Raw genomic sequence first — 19575 nt, forward strand, 5'->3', positions numbered from 1 at the left:
GAAGCGGTCACGGTCCGGCCTCGGTGATCGGTCCGAGCTCGGTCTGAGACGATGTGCGCATGCACGAAGCGGACGCGCGTACGGATCAGCAGGCCGGCCACGGTCCGGGCCACGGACCCGGCCACGGACCCGGCCACGTCGTCGTCATCGGCGGCGGCATCGCGGGACTCGCCGCGGCGCACCGGCTGCTCGCCGACGGCGCCCGCGTCACGCTCCTGGAAGCCGGCCCGCGCCTCGGCGGCAAGCTGCTCGCCGGCGAACTCGCCGGCGCCCCCGTCGACCTCGGCGCCGAATCCGTGCTCGCCCGCCGCCCCGAAGCCCTCGAACTCGCCCGCGCGGTCGGCCTCGGCGAGGCCCTCCAGCCGCCCGCCACCGCCACCGCCCACCTGTGGACCCGCGGCGCGCTGCGGCCCATGCCGCGCGGCCACGTCATGGGCGTGCCCGGGGACCTGGGGCCGCTCGCCGCCTCCGGAGTCCTCTCCGCCGAGGGCCTGGCCCGGATCGAGGCCGAACGCGCCCTGCCGCCCGCCGAGATCGGAGAGGACGTCGCCGTCGGCGAGTACGTCGCCGCCCGTCTCGGCCACGAGGTCGTCGACCGGCTGGTGGAGCCCCTGCTCGGCGGGGTCTACGCCGGCAACGCCTACCGCATCTCCATGCGGGCCGCCGTGCCCCAGCTCTTCGCGGCCGCCCGTACGCACGCCTCACTGGGCGACGGCGTACGGGAACTGCAGCACCAGGCGGCGCTCCACCCCCAGCAGGGCGGCCCCGTCTTCGCGGGCATCGACGGCGGCATCGGCCGGCTCCCGATCGCCGTGGCCGAGGCCTGCCGGGCGGCCGGGGCCCGGATCCTGCGCGACACCCCCGTGCGCGAGTTGACCCGTAGCGCCGAAGGCACCTGGCGGGTGGTCGCCGACGCGGAGGTCATCGAGGCCGACGCCGTGGTCCTCGCCACCCCCGCGGAACCCGCCGCCCGGCTCCTGGCGGCCCTCGCGCCCGCGGCGGCCGCCGAGCTGCGCGGGGTCGAGTACGCGTCCATGGCGCTGATCACCATGGCCTTCCGGCGCTCCGACCTGCCGGCCGGCATCACCGGCGGCGGCGCGAGCGGCTTCCTCGTACCGCCCGTGGACGGCCGGACCATCAAGGCGTCGACCTTCTCCAGCAACAAGTGGTCCTGGGCCGGGGCCGATCCCGAGCTCTTCCTGCTGCGCACCTCGGTGGGCCGGCACGGCGACGAGGCCGTGCTCGGGCGCGAGGACGCGGAGCTCGTCGAGGTCTCGCTCGGCGACCTCGGCGAGGCCGTGGGCCTGGCGGCCCGGCCGGTCGCGTCCACCGTCACCCGCTGGGACGGCGGACTGCCCCAGTACCCGGTCGGTCACCTCGACCGCGTGGCCAGGATCCGCGCCGCCGTCGCGGCCCTCCCCGGCCTCGCGGTGTGCGGTGCGCTGTACGACGGGGTCGGCATCCCGGCGTGCATCGCGAGCGCCGTCCGGGCCGCGGACGTGGTGATGGCCACGTTGGGCACCCCTGGCACAGACCACTGATCGGCACACGGGACAATAGGCACATGACTGCACCAGAGAAGATTCCCAACGCGGGGAAGAAGGCGAAGGACCTCAACGAGGTCATCCGCTACACCCTGTGGTCCGTCTTCAAGCTGAAGGACGTCCTCCCGGAGGACCGCGCCGGCTACGCCGACGAGGTCCAGGAGCTGTTCGACCAGCTGGCCGCCAAGGACATCACCGTCCGCGGCACCTATGACGTCTCCGGCCTGCGCGCCGACGCGGACATCATGATCTGGTGGCACGCGGAAACCGCGGACGAGCTGCAGGGCGCGTACAACCTCTTCCGCCGCACCAAGCTGGGCCGCGCGCTGGAGCCGGTGTGGTCGAACATGGCCCTGCACCGCCCCGCCGAGTTCAACAAGTCGCACATCCCGGCCTTCCTGGCCGACGAGACCGCCCGCGACTACGTCAGCGTCTACCCCTTCGTGCGCAGCTACGACTGGTACCTGCTGCCCGACGAGGACCGCCGCCGCATGCTCGCCGACCACGGCAAGATGGCCCGCGGCTACCCGGACGTGCGCGCCAACACCGTCGCCTCCTTCTCGCTGGGCGACTACGAGTGGCTGCTGGCCTTCGAGGCCGACGAGCTCTACCGCATCGTCGACCTCATGCGTCACCTGCGCGCCTCCGAGGCCCGTATGCACGTCCGTGAAGAGGTGCCCTTCTACACCGGACGCCGCAAGTCCGTCGCCGATCTGGTGGCCGGACTCGCCTGAGACCTCCCCTGGGGGGAAGGGCCGGAGGACGACCACACCGTCAGGTGAGCTCCTCCGGTGGATCGGGAGGCCCTGCCCCCGAAACGACGCAGCCGGAGATCCCGCCCGGAAGTTCAGACGACCGGCGGCAGCAGTGCCCTGCGGGCGCTCGCTGCCCGGTCGTCCAGCGACACCGGTGCGGGCTCCGGATGCGGCGCGCACGTGATGCGCCGTCCTCGGGTGTCACCCGTGAGGAGATACCGCTCCACGTGACGGTCCACGCAGTCATTGCGTCCGCCGACCACCCCGTGGGTGCCCGCCCCCTCCTCCGTCACCAGCGCGGCCCCGGCGCCGAGCCGCCGTTGCAGCTCCAGGGCGCCCGGGTACGGGGTCGCCCCGTCCCGCTCCGCCGCGACGACGAGCGTCCGGGGGAGTGCGGCCGGCCGGCCGCCCACCGCCACCGGCCGCTGCCGCTCGCTGACCGGCCAGTACGCGCACGGCAGGTTGAGGAAGGCGTTGGCCCAGGTCTCGAACGGGGCCGCACGCGCCAGCTCGGTGCTGTCGCGGTCCCAGGTCTCCCAATCCGCGGGCCAGGGGGCGTCGTTGCACAGCACCGCCGTGTACACGGCCGTCGTGTTCTCGCCCTCGGCCGCCGAGCCCGGGTCCGGCGCGGCCTGCCGGACGAGCGGGCCCGGATCGCCGCGCAGGAAGGCGGCCAGGGCCGCGGCCCGGTCGGGCCAGACCTCGTCGTAGTACGCGGTCCGCAGGTACGCGGAGTGCAGTTCGCCGGTCCCCACGACTCCGCCCGCCGGAGTACGGGCCACCGCGGCCCGGACGCGCTCGTAGCTCGCCTGCACGGCCCGCGGGGTGGTCCCGAGGCCGTACGCGTCGTGGTGGCGGGCCGCCCAGGCGCGGAAGTCCGCCCAGCGGCGCTCGAAGCCGCGCGCCTGGTCCAGGTTGTTGCGGTACCAGACGCGGCCCGGGTCGGGGTTGACCGCCGAGTCGAAGACCATCCGGCGGACGTGGCCCGGGTAGAGCGTGGCGTAGACCGCGCCGAGGTAGGTGCCGTACGAGGCGCCCATGAAGTTCAGCCGCGCATCGCCGAGCGCGGCGCGCAGCACGTGCAGGTCGCGGACGTTGTTCAGGGTCGTGTAGTACGCGAGGTCCGCGCCGGCCCGCCGCGCGCAGCCGCGGGCGTAGGCCTGCGCGGCGGCGACGCGTTCGCGCTTGTACTGCGGGGACGGGGCGGGCGGGACCTGCGTCGGGGCCGCGGCGTACTCGGCGGGGTCCTGACAGGAGAGCGGGCCCGAGCGGCCGACCCCGCGCGGGGCGTAGCCGACGAGGTCGTAGGCGGCGGCGACGCGCCTCCACTCGGGGAGGCCGGCCACGAGGGGGAAGAACATGCCGGAGGCACCGGGGCCGCCGGGGTTGTAGACGAGGGAGCCCTGGCGGGCGCTCTCGCGGGCGCCGGCGGCGGGCCCGGCGCCGGTCGCCGTGGCGCGGCTGACGGTGAGCGAGAGCTGCGGGCCGCGGGGGCGGGCGTAGTCGAGCGGGACCCGCAGGGTGGCGCAGCGGACGGGGTCGGGGAGGTCCTCGACGGCGGGGCAGGGGCGGAAGTCGAGGCCCGCGACGGCCGCCGCCCGGGCGGCCAGCTCCGCACCCGCCGCGGCCACGGCGCTGTCCGGGGCCGGATCCGCGGCCGCCCGGGCCGGGGCGGGGGAGCACAGGGTGAGGCAGAGAGCCGCCGCGGCGGCTGCGCGGCGTGCGAGCTTCGTCCGCATGACGGCCCTTCCATCTCATCGTGTCGTCCGATGAAAGGCTTGGGCCGGGTCCCTGTAAAGGATCACTGACGGGTGTCGCCCTCAATCCCCCCGTTGCCGGGGGACCGTTCCCCGCTTGCCGTACTCGAGGGCCGCCCGCAGCCCGGGATCCGTGACCGCGCCGAGCCCTCGCACGGCCACCGCGGTGAGCGAGCCCCTGCGGCCGCGCTCGCGGTCGAGCGAGAGCAGCAGCCGCTGCCCGTCGGGTGAGGCCCAGGGCGAGTTCTGGTGGCCCTCGAAGCGCGCGATGGCCAGACACCCCAGGGCCAGGATCAGCGGCAGCGCGAACCAGCTCAGCATCATCCCGGCCGAGGTTCCGTCCGAGGTCCCGTCCGAGGGGACGCAGAGCGCGGCCGCCATCATGGCGAGGATCAGGAGGGTGGCCCGGCGGACCGAGCGGACCGCGTCGTACACCCTCCGCCCGGGCCCGCCGTCCAGTGCGAGGCCCGCCTCGCCGAGCCGCTCCGCGAGGGCCCGTACGGCCGCGTCCTCGGCCACGGCCGTGCGTATGGACGCCACCGGGGACTGCCCGTCGGGTCCGAACGCGACGAGCGCGGACCACTCGTGCGGATCGCGTCCGACCGGGTCGAGCACGGTGGCCCAGCCGGTGTGGGCGAGCAGCAGCCGGTGCTGGCGCTGCATGGAGAGCAGCGTCAGCTCGGCCACCCGCCGCGGGCCGCCGGCGAGGTAGGCGGCCTCGTACAGGTTCAGCTCGTCGTGGTGGTGCGTGATGGCGTCGGCGGATGCGGGCTCCGCGACTTCGGTGGCCGCTCTCAGGAGGCGGGTGCACGAGATCAGCACCCCTGCCCAGGCCAAGAGGAGGAACAGGACCCAGAACATGATCGTTTTTTATCGGACGGCGATCGTTCGGGTACGGAGTGCTGCCGATGTGTGAGCACCTCGTGACAGGTCCGTGATGGACTGTCAGGAGCTGCTGCTACAGCTGGAACTGGACGAACCACCGCAACTGGAGCTGCTGGAACAGCTCGAACCACTGCTCGCGCAGCTGCTGGAGGAGGATCCGCAACTGCTGCCGGAGGACCCGCAGCTGCTGCCCGGGGATGCGCAACCGCTGCCGGAGGACCCGCAGCCGCCACCGGAGGAGCCGCAACCGGAGCCGGAGCCTGCGCCCGATCCGCCGCCGTCGGCGCCCGCGCACCAGACGACCGGGACCACCTCGGCCGCCGCCGTCGGGGAGCTGTCCCAGCCGGTGGCGCGGGGTGTGGGCCGGGAGCCGGGCCGGGACCGGTACTGGGCCGCCGCCAGCCGGGTACCGCGGGCCGCGGGCACGAGCTGCTCGCGCAGATACGGGTCGCGCAGGCCGCGCAGCCCGAACAGCGCGATCTGGACGTGCGAGGTCCGGTCGCCCAGGTACTGGGCGCGGATCTCGCGCAGCGCGGCCTGCCCCGCCGGGGTGACCCGCTGCTTGGCCCGTGCGGCGCCCGCGGCGCCCATGACCACCCCGCCCAGCAGCACGGGGAACACCATGACGATGAACGGGACCTGCGGGCCGGAGTCCAGGACGAGGGCGATGAAGGTGAGCGGCAGCGACAGCGGCACCAGCACCCCGCACACCACCGCCTGGGCCACCCCCCACCGGCGCCACTTGCGCCCGGAGCCGGGCAGGGAGATCAGCCCGCGCGCGGCCAGCGCGTCCCCGGTCTCCTGGACGGCCGGGTCGAGCATGGCGGCGTACCGCACCTGGTAGAGCCACCCCGAGGGTGCGTCCCGGTACGCCTGGAGCACCGCCCGCTCGGCGGGGTCGGCGGCCCGCGCCCCGGGGCGTACCTGGACGATCCCGGGGCCGCCGCCGCCCACCATCCGGGTGTCCCCGAGCAGCGAGACCAGCGCGGTGTCCACGACGTTGCCGGGGCCGCCCGACAGGAACGCGGCCTCGGACAGGTCGTGCAGCCGCGGGGCGGGACCGGCGGAGGCCGGCCGGGAACCGCGCAGCCCGCGGAAGAGGAGGACGGTGGAGACGATGACGCCGGTCCAGACGGCGAGGGCGAGGAGGATCATGCCGCTCTCCCCACGAGCGCCCGGGCCCAGCGCGCGACGCGGCGCGGCGGCCGGGCCCCGGCCCGGTCCTGCCACCAGGCGGTGAGCCGGCGGCGGGCGGCCGGATCGGCGGGCAGGTCCCGGATCAGCAGGTGCTCGGCGAAGTTCAGCGCGTCGCGGCGGTACCCGGCGGTCATCGGCCGGTGGCGGGCATACCCGAGGAAGGCCTCGCGGTACGCCTCCTCGCCGCCCAGGATCCCGGGCAGCTCGGGCGCCAGCCGGGCCACGACCCCGGCCCGCTTGGCGGCGAGCGCGCGCGACTGCACCCGTACCCGCTGCCGGTCGAAGCCCTCGGGCACGGGCGTCCCGGCCACCAGGGCCGACAGCAGCGCCCCCTGCTCCAGCCCCACGCGAACCCGCGCGCGCCCGCTGTCGACGCCGCCGCCGCACTCCCCGCCGCCGCCGTCGGTCGGACCGGATTCGGCCGCACCGGCCCTGCTCGTACCGGCCCTGCTCGTACCGGCCCTGCTCGCACCGGCCCCGGCGGCGCCCGTCCCGGGCGCACCGGTGTCGGCCACGGCCCGGATCCGGGCCAGTTCGGCGGCGAGTTCCGCCTCCGGCGGGAAGTCGTCGTCCCGCTCCAGCAGGACCCCCGGCGGATCCACCCGTCGGCGCAGCTGCGCCAGCACGTCCAGCACCACCGGCGGGACCGGGTGCGCGTGGGTGTCGTGCCAGACTCCGCCGCGCTCCATCCCGCCCGCCACGTGCACGTACGCGAGCGCCTCCAGCGGGATCGCGTCCAGTACGGCCGACGGGTCCTCGCCCCGGTTGACGCGGTTGGTGTGCAGGTTCGCCACGTCGATCAGCAGCCGCACCCCCGTCCGCTCCACCAGCTCGGTCAGGAACTGGCCCTCCGTCAGTTCCTCCCCGGGCCAGGGGATCAGCGCGGCGATGTTCTCCAGCGCCAGCGGCACGGGCAGCGCGTCCTGGGCGATCCGCACGTTCTCGCAGAGCACGTCCAGCGCGTCCCGGGTCCGCGGCACCGGCAACAGGTGCCCGGCCTCCAGCTCGGGCGAGGAGGTCCGAACGAAGGCGATGTGCTCGGTCACCAGCGGCGCCCCCAGCGCCACCGCCCGCTCGCCGAGCGCGGCCAGCCTGCCCGCGTCCGGCCGGTCGGCGCCGCCGAGCCCCAGCGAGACGCCGTGCGGCACCACGCCGACCCCGCGCTCGCGCAGCCTCAGCAGCGAGGCCGGCAGGTGTCCCGGGCAGATGTTCTCGGCCACCACCTCGACCCAGTCCAGACCCGGCAGCCGTTCCACCGCTTCCGCGATCTCGGGCCGCCAGCCGATGCCCACCCCCAGGCGTGCCATGGGCTTCATGTCCCCTCGCCCCCCTCGTCGGTCCTCGACGGTGCTCGTCGGCCCGTGTGCCGGTGTCATGGCCCCGACGGAGTCGAGCCAACCGTCGGAGGGGACGTTCAGAGCAACATTTGAGGTTCCCGGCCCCCCGGATCCGCCCGCGGCAGGGCAAGATCCGAAGGAGTCGGCCGGCCTACAGCCGGGCCCGCAGCGCCGGATGGTCGGCGATCACCGTGGCGCTGCCCGGCGCGATCTCCGTGAACCCCGCGTCCCGCACCAGCGGCAGCCCGCTCCCGCTCAGCTCCGCCCACCGCTCGCGCGCGGCCGTCCGTACCGCCAGGCGGAAACCGGACTCCCGCCACGCGGCCCGCTCCGCCCCGGTCAGTTCCCACCAGGCGAGCTGCGCGGCGTGCCCGGCCTGGGCCATCGCCTTGCCGGCCGACATCTCCAGGTCCGGGTTGAGCCACAGCACCACGGTCCCGGCAGCCACCGGGGCGGGCGGAGCCGGGTCGTCCAGGTCGGTGCCCGACACCTGGAGCTTGGCGAGCTCCTTGGGCCAGCCGTCCAGCGGCACCGGCGGGTAGACCCGTACCTCCGAGGTGTCACCCCGCACCGTGATGCCCGGCAGCGTGCCCGCCTTGCGCCACTCCGCCCCGCGCGCCCGCCGGACCACCTTGCGGATCCGCGCGTCCTGCCAGTCCCGTACGGCCTCGGCCCACTCGCCCTCGCCGGCGGCCCGCTCGTCGCTCAGCAGCACCAGCACCGCGCGGGCCGCCGTCTCCAGCGCGTCCGTGCGCGCGGGCGGTTCGGCCTTCTCGATGTGCACGACCAGGGGAAGGACGAACTGCGGTGACTCGTCGCGCAGGACGTGCTCCTGGCGGAAGGGGCTGTCGGCCCCGACCGCCGGTGCGGCTGTGGTGTCGTTCGTGTGCTGGCTGCTCATCCCGCCAAGGATGCCAGCCTCCGCCTTCAGGATGATGCCGCAGGGGTCCTGGCCAGGTGAGGATCTTCCCCATGAAGAGCGATCTTTTTGCGTCCGAGAACCTGGCCCAGCCGTCTGCCGCTCCCGGGATGAGCCTGCAGAACGCCAAGTCCGTGAAGTACACCGTCAACGGTGAAATGCTGGCCCGCCAGGGCTCGATGGTCGCTTTCCGCGGCAACCTCCAGTTCGAGCGCAAGGGCCAGGGCATCGGCGGCATGCTCAAGCGCGCCGTCACCGGCGAGGGCCTGGCGCTGATGTCCGTACGCGGCCAGGGCGACGTCTGGTTCGCGCACCAGGCCGGCAACTGCTTCATCATCGACTTCGAGCCCGGCGACGCCCTGACCATCAACGGCCGCAACGTCCTGTGCTTCGACCCGACCCTGTCCTACGAGATCAAGATGGTGAAGGGCGCCGGCATGACCGGCGGCGGCCTCTTCAACAGCCTCTTCACCGGCACCGGCAAGCTCGCCGTGGTCTGCGACGGAAATCCGATCATCATACCCGTCACCGCGCAGTCCCCGGTGTACGTGGACACGGACGCGGTGGTGGGCTGGAGCGCCCAGCTGGAGACCGGTCTGCACCGCTCCCAGTCGGTCGGCTCGATGATCCGCGGCGGCTCCGGCGAGGCGGTCCAGCTGAAGCTGAGCGGCGAGGGCTTCGTCATCGTCCGCCCGAGCGAGCTCACCGAAACCACCGCGGCCCACTGAGGCGGCGGGAACCCGGGCAAGGGACACCGACACGGTGGAGGAGAGCGTGGCGACGGCGGACCGTTTCGAGGAACATCGGGCCCATCTGCAAGCGGTGGCCTACCGGATGCTGGGTTCGCTCAGCGAGGCCGAGGACGCGGTCCAGGACACCTGGCTGCGCTTCGACCGCACCGACACGAGCGACGTCGAGAACCTGGGCGGGTGGCTGACCACCGTCGTCGCGCGCGTGTGCCTGAACATGCTGCGCTCGCGCGCGACCCGGCGCGAGGACTCGCTCGACGAGTCCTGGGAGCCCGGCGGGAGCCGGATGCCCGACCCGGTGATCAGCCGCGGCGAGGTGATCGATCCCGAGCAGGAGGTCCTGCTGGCCGACTCGGTCGGGCTGGCGCTGATGGTGGTGCTGGAATCCCTCGCGCCGGCCGAGCGGCTCGCCTTCGTGCTGCACGACATGTTCGCCGTGCCGTTCGACGAGATCGCCGCGATGATCGACAAGACCCCGGCCGCGACCCGGCAGCTCGCGAGCCGCGCCCGCCGCCGGGTGCAGGGGCAGGCCCCGCCGCCGGACCCGGACCTCACCCGCCAGCGCGAGGCCGTCAGCGCGTTCTTCGCCGCCACGCGCGACGGGGACTTCGAGGCGCTCGTGGCCATGCTCGACCCGGACGTCGTACTGCGCTCGGACGGCGGCGTCGCGCGGTCCCGGCACACGGTCGTACTGGACGGGGCGCGGACGGTGGCCGGACAGGCGGTCACCTTCGGCGGCCTGGCCCCGTTCGCCCGTCCGGCGCTGATCAACGGCGCCGCCGGCGTCACGGTCGTCGTGGAGGGCCGCCCGATGTCGATCATGGCCTTCACCGTCGTGGCCGGGAAGATCCTCGCCATCGACGTGATCGCGGACCCGGAGCGGCTCCGCGGGTTCGGACTCGTCGGCGCGGACGCCTGACCGCGCGGCTCGGGGCCGCCGCGCCGGGCGGCGGCCCCGAGTACGCTCGTAGCATGGATGAGCGCGAGCGCGGCGAGTCGTACTGCCCGACCCCGGCGGCCCCGGCCGGGCGCGTGGACGGGCCGCCGTACGCCGACTGCCTGGAGTGCGGCGAGCCCACCGAGTACGGGGTCGCGACCCCTGGCGTGGTGCTGTGCCCGGTGTGCGAGTGGCAGGACGCGCAGCGCACGGCCTGCTCCGGCTGAGCGCGCTGTCCTGCCGGGCCCGGGCCGGCCGGGCTATTTGCCGATCAGTTCGGACACCTTCACGAAGCGGTAGCCGCGCTTGCGCAGCTCCGGGACGACCTTGCGGACGGCCTCCTCGGTGACCGGGGCGGCGCTGCGCGTGCAGTGCATGACCACCACCGAGCCGGGCTTCACCCCGGAGAGCACCTGTTCGGCAACCGCGTCGGGATCCTTGGCGAAGGCGTCCCCGCTGACCACGTCCCACTGGACGGCCGTGACCTTGGCGGCGGTCAGGGCGCGCAGCGCCTGGTCGTCGTAGCAGCCGCCGGGGAAGCGGAAGTACGGGACGGTGTTGACGGCCCCCGCCTTGCGGAAGGCGGCGAAGGCCTTGTCCACGTCGGCCCGGGCGGCGGCGCCGTCGAGCGCGGGGAGCCCGTAGCAGGGGGACTTGAAGGCGTGGTGGCTGTACGAGTGGTTGGCGACCTCGAAGTTCGGGTCGGTGCCGATGGACTTGGCCTGGTCCGGGTACTCCTCGGCCCAGCGGCCCGTCATGAAGATCGTCGAGGGCACCTTGAGCGTGCGCAGCGCGGAGATGAGCTGCGGGTTGTCGAAGTGCTCACCGCCCGCGGCGCGCGGGCCCTGGTCGGAGGTCATGTCGGCGTCGAAGGTGAGCGCCACCGTCTTGTCGGTGTGCTGCTTCGCCCGCTCGAAGACCGGGGTCAGGCCGTTCGGGCCGGGAGCCATGGTCGGGGCCCTGCCGGGCGGACCGGGCTGCGGGGACGAGGAGGCGGACGCGGAGGCGGAGGCCGGGGCGGACGCCGGGGCGGAGGGGGAAGGGGAGGCGGATGCGGGTGCGGGGGCGCCGGGGGTGCCCATGCGGGCCTGGCTGCCGGCGTCCGACGTGCCGGTGCCGCCCCCGCATCCGGCGAGGGCGGCACTGAGAGCTGCGACGGCGGCCAGGGCCGCCGCTCTACGCGCTGAGATGGTCACATACGCAAAATATATGACTATGTGGCAACTAGACGTGCGCGGCACTCGTCCACGTCGAAGTCACCCTTCGGGTACTGCGGATCGACGACCTCCAAGTGCTCCAGGAGCAGCTTGCTGATGGCCCAGTTGCGGTACCACTTGCGGTCCGCGGGGACGACGTACCAGGGCGCCACCTCGGTGGAGCACCGCTCCAGCGCCAGCTCGTACGCCTCCTGGTACGCCGGCCACGCGGCGCGCTCGTCGATGTCGCCGGGGTTGAACTTCCAGTGCTTGTCCGGGTTGTCGAGCCGCTCGAGGAGCCGCTCGCCCTGCTCTTCGCGGCTGATGTGGAGGAATACCTTCAGCACGGTCACGCCGTCCTGCGCGAGGGAGTTCTCGAACCGGTTGATCTCGGCGTAACGGCGGTTCAGCCGACTGCGCGGCACCAGCTCGCGCACACGGGCGATCAGGACGTCCTCGTAGTGCGAACGGTCGAAGATGCCGACCTCGCCCGGCTGGGGGAGGGCCTTCATGACGCGCCAGAGGAAGGGGTAGTTCCGCTCCTCGGAGGTGGGCGCCTTGAAGGCCTTGATCCGGCAGCCGGAGGGGTTGAAGAGGCCGATCACGTGCTTGACCGTGCCACCCTTGCCGCTCGTGTCCATGCCCTGCAGGACCAGCAGGACGCGGCGGCGGTCGCCCGCCGTGCTGGCCGCGTAGAGCCGCTCCTGGAGGGAGGCGAGGGGTTCGGCCATCCGGGCGGTGGCCGCGACGCCGGCCGCCTTGTCGCGGGGGCCGGCCGGGGTCGCCGCGGGGTGGAGGGCGGCGAGGTCGACGCGCTCACCGGCGGGTACGCGCAGGAGCGGGCCCAGGGGGGTGTCGCCGCAGGACTTCCCGGCGCCCCCGGCCGGCTTCTTCCCGGGCTGTTCCTTCTTGGCCACCGCTACCCACCTCGGTCCCGTCGCTTGCCTCCGATCCTCCGGCAGACCGGACGAGAGCGCGAGGTGTCGGGTCCTCATGCCAGGGGCCGGTCACGGCGAAGGTGGTTCCGGGCTGGTAGGCGTTGACGTACATGGTCCGCCGGTCGGGCGAGAAGGTCACCCCGGCGAACTCCCCCCACTCCGGGGCCCCGGGCCGACCGATGTCGTCGGCGTTGCGGGCCATCGGGTAGACCTCGCCGTCCAGGGCCACCCCGAACACGTACTGCGCGCCGCCGCCGTCCTCGCAGACCATCAGCCCGCCGTCCGGGGCCAGGCAGATGTTGTCGGGGGAATCCCCGGGGAGCCCGACGTCGGCGGCCGGTCCGAAGACCACGTCCAGCCGGATCCGGTCGCGCAGCGGGTCGTGGAACCACACCTGGCCGTGGTGGTCGGCGGGGGAGCCCTCGCTGCCGCGGGCGTAGCTGGAGACGAAGTGGACGCCGAAGTCCCCCCAGTAGCAGCCCTCCAGCTTCTGCGCGTGCGTGATCCCGCCCCGCCCGAAGTCCTGGAGCCGGACGGGGGTCACGGCCGCCGAGGGGTCCGGTACGGGGACCCACTCCACCGGGAACTCGGCCCCGGGCTCGTCCACCACGGCGAGGTTCGCCACGCCCGGCACGCGCATGGCCTCCAGGGTGCCGCCGGCCCGCAGCGAGCCGAGACCGCCGAGCGGCCGCTCGGGCAGGAAGCGGTAGAACAGGCCGAAGGGCTCGACGAAGGCGTCCTCGGTCTCGTACACGACCCCGCGGTACGGGTCGACGGCGACGGCCTCGTGGGCGAAGCGGCCCATCGCGGTGAGGGGCACCGCGCCGGAGCGGTGCGGGTCGGCGGGGTCGACCTCGAAGACGTAGCCGTGGTCCTTGGTGTAGCCGGAGGTGCCGGCGCGGTCCTCGGTCTCCTCGCAGGACAGCCAGGTGTTCCAGGGGGTACGGCCGCCCGCGCAGTTGACGGCGGTGCCGGCGAGGGCGACGCGCTCGGCGGTGACCCGCCCGGCGGGGTCGAGTTCGAGGAGGGTGCAGCCGCCGAGCGCGGCGGGGTCGTACGTGAGGCCGTCGACGGGCGGTACGCGCAGGGTGGCGGTGGTGCGGTTCTCGTGGTTGCGGACCAGGCGGACCCGGCCGGCGGCGCCCCCCGCGGCGAAGGCGGCCATGCCGTCACAGTTGGCCGGTACGGTCCCTTCGCCGGAGCGCAGGGGGTCGCCGGCGCGCGAGAGCACGCGGTACGTGAACCCGGCGGGCAGGTCGAGGAGGCCGGCGGGGTCGGGCACGAGCGGGCCGTAGCCGCGGGCGGCGGGGGCGGCGGTGGCCGGCCCGGCGAAGAGCGCGCCGAGCGCCCCGCCGAAGGTGATGCCGGCCCCGGCGGCGGCGAGCAGGCTGCGTCGGGCGAGGGACATCTGCAACTCCCGGCGGTGGTACGGGCCATGCGACCGCCCCGTGTTACCACGCCGCCGGGCCCCTGACGCCCCCGCCGCGCCGAGTTGTGCGGGCGCTACGGCAGAACCCGGCCTCGCCGGCGTTCGAGGCGCAGGTCCGGGCGGAGCCCGCGCTGGCCCGCGCCTGGGCCGTACCGCCCAGCACCACAGAAGCCCGGGCCGGAGCCCGCCGAGCCTTGGCGGGGGGACCCGGCACGGGACCCGGCGTGGCCGAAGCCGAACCGCCGAGCCCCCGGCAGGGTCAGGCCAGCTTCGCGCTCAGCGTGATCGTCGTGCCCGTCAGGGCCTGGCTGACCGGGCAGTTCTGCTTCGCGTCCTGCGCCGCGGCCACGAACGCGTCGTTGTCCAGGCCCGGCACCTCGCCCTCGACGGTCAGGTGGATGCCGGTGATGCCCTTGCCGGGCACGAAGGTGACCGCGGCCGAGGTGGTCAGCTTGGTCGGCGGGTTGCCCGCCTTCGCGAGACCGTTCGAGAAGGCCATGTTGAAGCAGCTGGAGTGCGCGGCGGCGATGAGCTCCTCCGGGCTGGTCCGCCCGTTCGCCTCCTCGTCGGTGCGGGCCGGCCACGAGACGGGGTAGCTGCCGAGGCCGGACGAGTCGAGCGTGACGACGCCCTTGCCTTCGAACAGGTCGCCTTCCCAGACGGCGTGTGCGTTGCGTGTGGCAGCCATGGTGGATCCCTTCGCGGAAGCGGAACGGCCGGCCCGCGGAAAACGGGCCGCCGTCCCCAAACCTACTGGGACACCAGGGGCTTCGCGTCGCGTGCCAGGGCGGTGAGCCGCGAGATGGCACGGAAGTACTTCTTGCGGTAGCCGCCGTTCAGCATCTCGTCACTGAACAGCCGGTCGAAGGGGACCCCCGAGGCCAGCACCGGTATCTCCCGGTCGTACAGGCGGTCCGCCAGCACCACCAGCCGCAGCGCCGTCGACTGGTCCGGGACCGGGCCGACATCCGTCAGGCAGACCGCCGCTATGCCGTCGGTCAGGGCGCCGTAGCGGCTCGGGTGGACCCGCGCCAGGTGTTCCAGCAGCCCGGGGAAGTCGTCCAGGCTCGCGCCCGGGGTCGCGTACGCGGCCTTGGTGACCTGCTCGTCCGAGAAGGGGGCCGGGGCCTCGGGCAGGCCACGGTGCCGGTAGTCCTGGCCGTCGATGCGCAGCGGCCGGAAGTGCGCGGACAGCCCCTGGATCTCCCGCAGGAAGTCCGCGGCCGCGAACCGCCCCTCGCCCAGCTTGCCGGGCAGGGTGTTGGAGGTGGCGGCCAGCGCCACCCCCTGCTCGACCAGGCGGCTGAGCAGGGAGGAGACGAGGACGGTGTCGCCCGGGTCGTCGAGCTCGAACTCGTCGATGCACAGGAGACGGTGCCCGCCCAGGGTCTGCACGGTCTGCTGGAACCCCAGCGCGCCGACCAGGTTGGTCAGCTCCACGAAGGTGCCGAAGGCCTTCAGCGCGGGCTCGGCCGGAGTGGCGTGCCACAGGGAAGCCAGCAGGTGGGTCTTGCCGACGCCGTAGCCGCCGTCGAGGTAGACCCCGCGCGGCCCGGCCGGCGCCGCGTTCTTGGGGGTCCTCGCGAACCACCGCCGCTTGCCGGCGCCGGTGGCGTGCGCCCCGCCCAGGCCGGCCGCGAAGCCGCTCAGGACGGTGACGGCCTCGGTCTGGCTCGGCTGGGTCGGGTCCGGGTCGTACGTGTCGAAGCGCACCGAGTCGAACCGGGGCGGCGGCACCATCTCGGCCACCAGCCGTTCGGCGGGTACCCGGGGCTCGCGGGCGCACAGGGCCTGGGGCCCCGCGTCGGCTATCGGAGGCCGGCCGGAGAGGGATCCGGAGGGCGAGAGTGATGTTGACACAGCACTCAACTCTACGGGCCGTGGCACACTGCACCGATGCGACGCCTGTTCCCTGTGACCGATCAGACATCAGCCCCAGACCCGGCCTCGACCCGCGATGTGCTCGACCGCGAGTGGTCGCTGGACGAGCTCGCCGACGCGTACGCCTACCCGGCGATCGGGCCGGACGGCCACTGGCTGCGGGCCAACATGGTCTCCACGCTGGACGGCGCCGCCCAGCACGAGGGCCGCTCACAGCCCATCTCCGGCGAGAGCGACATGCGGATCTTCGGCACCCTGCGGGCGCTGGCCGATGTGGTGGTCGTGGGCGCGGAAACGGTTCGCCAGGAGGGCTACCGCCCCGCGCGGGCCCGGGAGGCCTTCGCGGGCCGCCGTACGGCCGCCGGACAGGGCCCCGCGCCCGCCATCGCCGTGGTCACCGCGAGCCTGGACCTGGACTTTTCGCTGCCGCTGTTCACCTCGCCGCGGGTCCCCACCCTGGTGGTCACGGGCGCCGGAGCCCCCGCCGACCGGATGGAGGCGGCCCGCAAGGCCGGGGCCGAGGTCCTGCTGGCGGGGGACGGCGCCACCGTGGACCCGGCCCGGGCCGTGCAGGTGCTCGCGGAGCGCGGGCTGCGCCGCCAGCTGACCGAGGGCGGGCCGAGGCTGCTGGGCCAGTTCGTGGCCGCGGACGCGCTGGACGAGCTGTGCCTGACGATCTCGCCGATGCTCACGGCCGGTGACGCCCAGCGGATCTCCAAGGGCCCCTCCGTCACCGTTCCGCACCGGCTCGCGCCGGCCTGCGTACTGGAAGAGGCCGGGTTCCTCTTCACGAGCTACCGTCGGATCTGACAAGGGGCGGAATTTGTCGTTCCGCTTAGCTTCCGCTGGGCACATATACCTCCGCAGGCCCCGTGCCACAGCGGGGCAGGATGGTTTCCGCAGGGGTCGGCCGGCCGGCCTCGGCCCATGAAGGAGAGGGCGTCCGTGTTCACGAGCGTATTGATGATCGAGCAGCCGCTCACCCCGGTCGACGTGGACTTCGTCACCACCCTTCACGGAGACGAGTCGGTCTCCTTCGTCGTCCTCATGCAACCCCGCGGCGACCGGGACCGGCTGCTGCGCGCCATCGACGACGTAGCGCTCGGTGAGCTTCCCGACGCCATCCGCGAGGGCGACGAACCCGAGGGCGAGGCGGCCCGCGGCCCCGCCGAGCTGGCCCTGGAGCTCTCCCTGGCGGCCCTGCGCAAAAAGGGCGCCAAGGCCGTCGGGCAGATCGTCGACGACCACCCCCTCGACAAGCTCAAGGCGGTCGTCGAGGAGACCGGCGCCGACGAGGTGATCGTCCTGACCGCCCCGCACTACGTGGAGGAGTTCTTCCACCGGGACTGGGCCTCCCGGGCGCGCCACAAGGTCGGCGTTCCGGTGCTCAAGCTCTTCGCCCACAAGGAATAGGGTGTAAGCGGCCGAACCCGCGCACCCGTGCCCCCGGCTGCCCGCACTTACTCGATCCTGGAGCGACCTGAATGAAGCCCGGCCTGCCGACCGCCATGGAACGGCCCCACTTCATCGGCATCGGCGGCGCCGGCATGTCCGGCATCGCGAAGATCCTCGCCCAGCGCGGAGCGAAGGTGGCCGGCAGCGACGCCCGGGACTCCGAGACCGCCCAGGCGCTGCGCGCCCACGGCGCCACCGTCCACATCGGGCACGCCGCCGGGCACCTCGCCGACGACGCCACCTGCGTGGTCGTCTCCAGCGCCATCCGCGCCGACAACCCCGAGCTGGCCCGCGCCGCCGAACTCGGCATCCCCGTCGTGCACCGCTCCGACGCCCTCGCCGGCCTCATGGACGGGCTGCGGCCGATCGCGGTCGCCGGTACGCACGGCAAGACCACCACCACCTCGATGCTCGCGGTGTCCCTGTCGGCCCTGGGCCTGGACCCCTCGTACGCCATCGGCGGCGACCTGGACGCCCCCGGCTCCAACGCCCACCACGGCGAGGGCGACATCTTCGTGGCCGAGGCGGACGAGAGCGACCGCAGCTTCCACAAGTACACCCCGCGGGTCGCGATCATCCTCAACGCCGAGCTCGACCACCACGCGAACTACGCGTCGATGGACGAGATCTTCGAGTCCTTCGAGACCTTCGTCGGCAAGATCGAGCCCGGCGGCACCCTGGTCGTCGCCCACGGCCAGGCCGGCGCGGCCGAGATCGCCGGGCGCGTCCGCGGCAACGAGGGCCTGACCGTCGTCACGTACGGCGAGGAGCCCGAAGCCGACGTCCGGATCATGAAGATCACCCCGCGCGGCCTGACCAGCGAGGTCACCGTCGTCATCGACGGCCGGATGCTCACCTTCACCGTCTCCGTCCCGGGCCGCCACTACGCGCACAACGCCGTCGCGGCCCTCGCCGCCGGTGTCGCCCTCGGCATCCCGGCGCACAACCTCGCCTCGGCCCTCGGCAAGTACACCGGGGTCAAGCGCCGCCTCCAGCTCAAGGGCGAGGCGGCGGGCGTACAGGTCATCGACTCCTACGCGCACCACCCCACCGAGATGACCGCCGACCTGGAGGCCATCCGCGGCGCCGCCGGGGACTCGCGGATCCTGGTCGTCTTCCAGCCCCACCTCTTCTCCCGCACCCAGGAGCTCGGCAAGGAGATGGGCCAGGCCCTGACACTGGCCGACGCCTCCGTGGTCCTGGACATCTACCCCGCCCGCGAGGACCCGCTCCCCGGGGTCACCAGCGAGATCATCATCGCGGCCGCCCGGTCCGCGGGCGCCGACGTCACGGCCGAGCACGACAAGGAAGCCGTCGCCGACGTCATCGCGGGAATGGCCAAGCCCGGCGATCTCGTTCTCACGATGGGCGCGGGTGACGTCACGGACCTCGGTCCGGCCATCCTCGCCCGCCTGTCGAGCTGAAGATCCGAGGGAGCGGGAGAGTCATGTCGTACGAGGTCGAGAAGACGGACGAGCAGTGGCAGGCGGAGCTGACGCCGTCCGAGTACCAGGTGCTGCGCCTCGCCGGCACCGAGCCGGCCTTCCGTGGTGAGTACACGGACACCAAGGCGGAGGGCGTGTACGCCTGCCGCGCCTGCGGCGCCGAGCTCTTCCGCTCCACGGAGAAGTTCGAGTCGCACTGCGGCTGGCCGTCCTTCTTCGACCCCAAGGACTCCGAGGCCGTAGAACTGAAGTCGGACGTCTCCCACGGCATGGTCCGCACGGAGGTCCTCTGCGCCACGTGCGGCTCCCACCTGGGCCACGTCTTCGAGGGCGAGGGCTACCCCACCCCGACGGACCAGCGCTACTGCATCAACTCCATCTCCCTGCGGCTGCACCCCAAGGCGCAGAACACCGAGGGCTGATCAGGGGGCCGGGTCCGCGGGCAGCCAGACCCGCGCGCCCCACCGCTCCAGCCGCTCCCGCCGGGATTCGTAATCCGGCAGTGCCCGGGCCACTCTCCGCCAGAAATGCGGGGAGTGGTTCGGCTCGTGCACGTGCGCCAGTTCATGGACGAGTACGTAGTCCACGAGCGCCACGGGGAGCTGCATGACCGCCCAGTGGATGTTGAGTACTTCCCGGTTCGAGCACGACCCCCACCGGTAGCCGAGAGGGCGGACGGCCAAGTCGACCTGCGGGGCTTCCAGACACCGGGCCCACGGGCCCAGGCGTCGCGGAAGCCATGCGCGCCCGCGTTCCGCGTACCAGGCGATCAGGTCCTCGGCCGCCGAGTCGGTGCGGTCCTGCCGCAGCCTGATCCAGCCGTCCGCGAGGGCTACAGGGCGAGGCGCCTCGTCGACGGTCCGGAACCGGTAGCTCCGTCCCAGGTAGTGGAAGCCCTCCCCATCGACGAAGAGACGGCGCGGACGCTGCTCCACATGCGCCTCGCGGTCGCGGACCTTGCCGTAGAGCCAGGGCAGGCGGGTGCGGATGAGGCCTTCAAGGGCCTCGCGGTCCGCTCCGGGCGGCACGGCCGCGACGATCCGCGCGTCGCGCTCCACCGTGACCCGGACGCTCTTGCGTCCGGGTACGGGGCGGAGGTCGATGACCAGACCGCCCACGTGCAGCGGTTCGGTCGAGGTGTCGTACATGAA

The 19575-nt window shown here is 73.6% G+C and carries 20 protein-coding genes; 9 read left to right on the top strand and 11 right to left on the bottom strand.

Annotated elements, in window-relative coordinates:
- Positions 1 to 59: 59 nt before the first annotated feature.
- Both hemG and hemQ read left to right on the top strand, forming a co-directional pair.
- Entirely contained in the window at positions 60 to 1541 is a 1482-nt protein-coding gene (hemG, locus tag ACFWB8_RS05380; protein ID WP_385222782.1) for a protoporphyrinogen oxidase, read from the top strand.
- A 23-nt stretch (positions 1542 to 1564) separates the two neighbouring features.
- Positions 1565 to 2278 carry a hydrogen peroxide-dependent heme synthase gene (gene hemQ / locus ACFWB8_RS05385; protein ID WP_385222785.1) on the top strand — a complete coding sequence of 238 codons (714 nt, stop codon included), beginning with the start codon at positions 1565 to 1567 and terminating at the stop codon, positions 2276 to 2278.
- A 113-nt stretch (positions 2279 to 2391) separates the two neighbouring features.
- Here the strand turns inward: hemQ and ACFWB8_RS05390 are convergent, their stop codons facing one another.
- From ACFWB8_RS05390 to ACFWB8_RS05410, 5 genes are all read right to left on the bottom strand, one after another.
- Positions 2392 to 4038 (bottom strand): alpha/beta hydrolase, encoded by a 1647-nt coding sequence (locus ACFWB8_RS05390; protein ID WP_385222788.1) that lies wholly within the window; start codon positions 4036 to 4038, stop codon positions 2392 to 2394.
- A gap of 81 nt (positions 4039 to 4119) precedes the next feature.
- A complete protein-coding gene (locus tag ACFWB8_RS05395) occupies positions 4120 to 4917 on the bottom strand; it encodes a TIGR04222 domain-containing membrane protein (RefSeq protein WP_385222791.1) in 798 nt (265 codons plus the stop codon).
- Between the two features lie 84 nt (positions 4918 to 5001).
- Positions 5002 to 6096, bottom strand: coding sequence for a TIGR04222 domain-containing membrane protein (locus ACFWB8_RS05400; protein ID WP_385222793.1), 1095 nt, complete (start codon positions 6094 to 6096; stop codon positions 5002 to 5004).
- Positions 6093 to 7454, bottom strand: a complete 1362-nt coding sequence (locus ACFWB8_RS05405; protein ID WP_385222796.1) for a DUF692 domain-containing protein — start codon at positions 7452 to 7454, stop codon at positions 6093 to 6095. The genes ACFWB8_RS05400 and ACFWB8_RS05405 overlap by 4 nt, the downstream gene beginning before the upstream one ends.
- A 172-nt stretch (positions 7455 to 7626) precedes the next feature.
- Complete coding sequence (locus ACFWB8_RS05410) at positions 7627 to 8376, bottom strand: aminoacyl-tRNA hydrolase (protein ID WP_385222799.1); 750 nt, start codon at positions 8374 to 8376, stop codon at positions 7627 to 7629.
- Between the two features lie 71 nt (positions 8377 to 8447).
- On the opposite strand from ACFWB8_RS05410, the gene ACFWB8_RS05415 reads away from it, so the two are divergent.
- The 3 genes from ACFWB8_RS05415 to ACFWB8_RS05425 are packed head-to-tail and all read left to right on the top strand — an operon-like array spanning position 8448 to position 10307.
- Positions 8448 to 9122: an AIM24 family protein gene (locus ACFWB8_RS05415; protein ID WP_385222802.1), complete on the top strand. Its 675-nt coding sequence runs from the start codon at positions 8448 to 8450 to the stop codon at positions 9120 to 9122.
- Between the two features lie 34 nt (positions 9123 to 9156).
- Complete coding sequence (gene sigJ / locus ACFWB8_RS05420; RefSeq protein WP_385222805.1) at positions 9157 to 10062, top strand: RNA polymerase sigma factor SigJ; 906 nt, start codon at positions 9157 to 9159, stop codon at positions 10060 to 10062.
- 53 nt (positions 10063 to 10115) lie between these two features.
- Positions 10116 to 10307: a hypothetical protein gene (locus ACFWB8_RS05425; protein ID WP_385222808.1), complete on the top strand. Its 192-nt coding sequence runs from the start codon at positions 10116 to 10118 to the stop codon at positions 10305 to 10307.
- A 33-nt stretch (positions 10308 to 10340) separates the two neighbouring features.
- Here ACFWB8_RS05425 and ACFWB8_RS05430 read toward each other — a convergent pair whose 3' ends face one another.
- From ACFWB8_RS05430 to zapE, 5 genes are all read right to left on the bottom strand, one after another.
- The gene (locus tag ACFWB8_RS05430) at positions 10341 to 11162 is read right to left on the bottom strand and encodes a polysaccharide deacetylase family protein (RefSeq protein WP_385222810.1); all 822 of its coding nucleotides are present in this window, start codon (positions 11160 to 11162) and stop codon (positions 10341 to 10343) included.
- 131 nt (positions 11163 to 11293) lie between these two features.
- A complete protein-coding gene (locus ACFWB8_RS05435) occupies positions 11294 to 12193 on the bottom strand; it encodes a PPK2 family polyphosphate kinase (RefSeq protein ID WP_385222813.1) in 900 nt (299 codons plus the stop codon).
- A complete protein-coding gene (locus tag ACFWB8_RS05440; RefSeq protein WP_385222816.1) occupies positions 12093 to 13622 on the bottom strand; it encodes an alkaline phosphatase PhoX in 1530 nt (509 codons plus the stop codon). Before ACFWB8_RS05440 ends, ACFWB8_RS05435 begins: the two co-directional genes overlap by 101 nt.
- Positions 13623 to 13902: 280 nt before the next feature.
- Positions 13903 to 14331 carry an OsmC family protein gene (locus ACFWB8_RS05445; RefSeq protein ID WP_385222819.1) on the bottom strand — a complete coding sequence of 143 codons (429 nt, stop codon included), beginning with the start codon at positions 14329 to 14331 and terminating at the stop codon, positions 13903 to 13905.
- Positions 14332 to 14393: 62 nt separating this feature from the next.
- Positions 14394 to 15455: a cell division protein ZapE gene (gene zapE, locus ACFWB8_RS05450; protein ID WP_385222935.1), complete on the bottom strand. Its 1062-nt coding sequence runs from the start codon at positions 15453 to 15455 to the stop codon at positions 14394 to 14396.
- Between the two features lie 84 nt (positions 15456 to 15539).
- On the opposite strand from zapE, the gene ACFWB8_RS05455 reads away from it, so the two are divergent.
- From ACFWB8_RS05455 to msrB, 4 genes are all read left to right on the top strand, one after another.
- Positions 15540 to 16334, top strand: coding sequence for a pyrimidine reductase family protein (locus ACFWB8_RS05455; protein ID WP_385222822.1), 795 nt, complete (start codon positions 15540 to 15542; stop codon positions 16332 to 16334).
- A gap of 135 nt (positions 16335 to 16469) precedes the next feature.
- Positions 16470 to 16937 (top strand): indole-3-glycerol phosphate synthase, encoded by a 468-nt coding sequence (locus tag ACFWB8_RS05460; protein ID WP_385222825.1) that lies wholly within the window; start codon positions 16470 to 16472, stop codon positions 16935 to 16937.
- 71 nt (positions 16938 to 17008) lie between these two features.
- Positions 17009 to 18403 carry a UDP-N-acetylmuramate--L-alanine ligase gene (gene murC / locus ACFWB8_RS05465; RefSeq protein ID WP_385222828.1) on the top strand — a complete coding sequence of 465 codons (1395 nt, stop codon included), beginning with the start codon at positions 17009 to 17011 and terminating at the stop codon, positions 18401 to 18403.
- 23 nt (positions 18404 to 18426) lie between these two features.
- Positions 18427 to 18846, top strand: a complete 420-nt coding sequence (gene msrB, locus ACFWB8_RS05470) for a peptide-methionine (R)-S-oxide reductase MsrB (RefSeq protein WP_385222831.1) — start codon at positions 18427 to 18429, stop codon at positions 18844 to 18846.
- On the opposite strand, the gene ACFWB8_RS05475 is transcribed toward msrB, so the two are convergent.
- Positions 18847 to 19572 (bottom strand): M48 family metallopeptidase, encoded by a 726-nt coding sequence (locus ACFWB8_RS05475; RefSeq protein WP_385222834.1) that lies wholly within the window; start codon positions 19570 to 19572, stop codon positions 18847 to 18849.
- Between the last annotated feature and the right edge of the window lie 3 nt (positions 19573 to 19575).

Source organism: Streptomyces sp. NPDC060031, assembly GCF_042736805.1.
Taxonomy (GTDB): domain Bacteria; phylum Actinomycetota; class Actinomycetes; order Streptomycetales; family Streptomycetaceae; genus Streptomyces.

Coding starts and splice junctions, on each gene's coding strand:
- ACFWB8_RS05430 (WP_385222810.1), bottom strand. CDS start 11,162: ATGGGCACCCCCGGCGCCCCCGCACCCGCATCCGCCTCCCCTTCCCCC.
- hemQ (WP_385222785.1), top strand. CDS start 1,565: ATGACTGCACCAGAGAAGATTCCCAACGCGGGGAAGAAGGCGAAGGAC.
- ACFWB8_RS05395 (WP_385222791.1), bottom strand. CDS start 4,917: ATGTTCTGGGTCCTGTTCCTCCTCTTGGCCTGGGCAGGGGTGCTGATC.
- ACFWB8_RS05405 (WP_385222796.1), bottom strand. CDS start 7,454: ATGAAGCCCATGGCACGCCTGGGGGTGGGCATCGGCTGGCGGCCCGAG.
- ACFWB8_RS05410 (WP_385222799.1), bottom strand. CDS start 8,376: ATGAGCAGCCAGCACACGAACGACACCACAGCCGCACCGGCGGTCGGG.
- ACFWB8_RS05425 (WP_385222808.1), top strand. CDS start 10,116: ATGGATGAGCGCGAGCGCGGCGAGTCGTACTGCCCGACCCCGGCGGCC.
- hemG (WP_385222782.1), top strand. CDS start 60: ATGCACGAAGCGGACGCGCGTACGGATCAGCAGGCCGGCCACGGTCCG.
- ACFWB8_RS05455 (WP_385222822.1), top strand. CDS start 15,540: ATGCGACGCCTGTTCCCTGTGACCGATCAGACATCAGCCCCAGACCCG.
- ACFWB8_RS05415 (WP_385222802.1), top strand. CDS start 8,448: ATGAAGAGCGATCTTTTTGCGTCCGAGAACCTGGCCCAGCCGTCTGCC.
- ACFWB8_RS05400 (WP_385222793.1), bottom strand. CDS start 6,096: ATGATCCTCCTCGCCCTCGCCGTCTGGACCGGCGTCATCGTCTCCACC.
- murC (WP_385222828.1), top strand. CDS start 17,009: ATGAAGCCCGGCCTGCCGACCGCCATGGAACGGCCCCACTTCATCGGC.
- ACFWB8_RS05440 (WP_385222816.1), bottom strand. CDS start 13,622: ATGTCCCTCGCCCGACGCAGCCTGCTCGCCGCCGCCGGGGCCGGCATC.
- ACFWB8_RS05390 (WP_385222788.1), bottom strand. CDS start 4,038: ATGCGGACGAAGCTCGCACGCCGCGCAGCCGCCGCGGCGGCTCTCTGC.
- ACFWB8_RS05475 (WP_385222834.1), bottom strand. CDS start 19,572: ATGTACGACACCTCGACCGAACCGCTGCACGTGGGCGGTCTGGTCATC.
- ACFWB8_RS05445 (WP_385222819.1), bottom strand. CDS start 14,331: ATGGCTGCCACACGCAACGCACACGCCGTCTGGGAAGGCGACCTGTTC.
- msrB (WP_385222831.1), top strand. CDS start 18,427: ATGTCGTACGAGGTCGAGAAGACGGACGAGCAGTGGCAGGCGGAGCTG.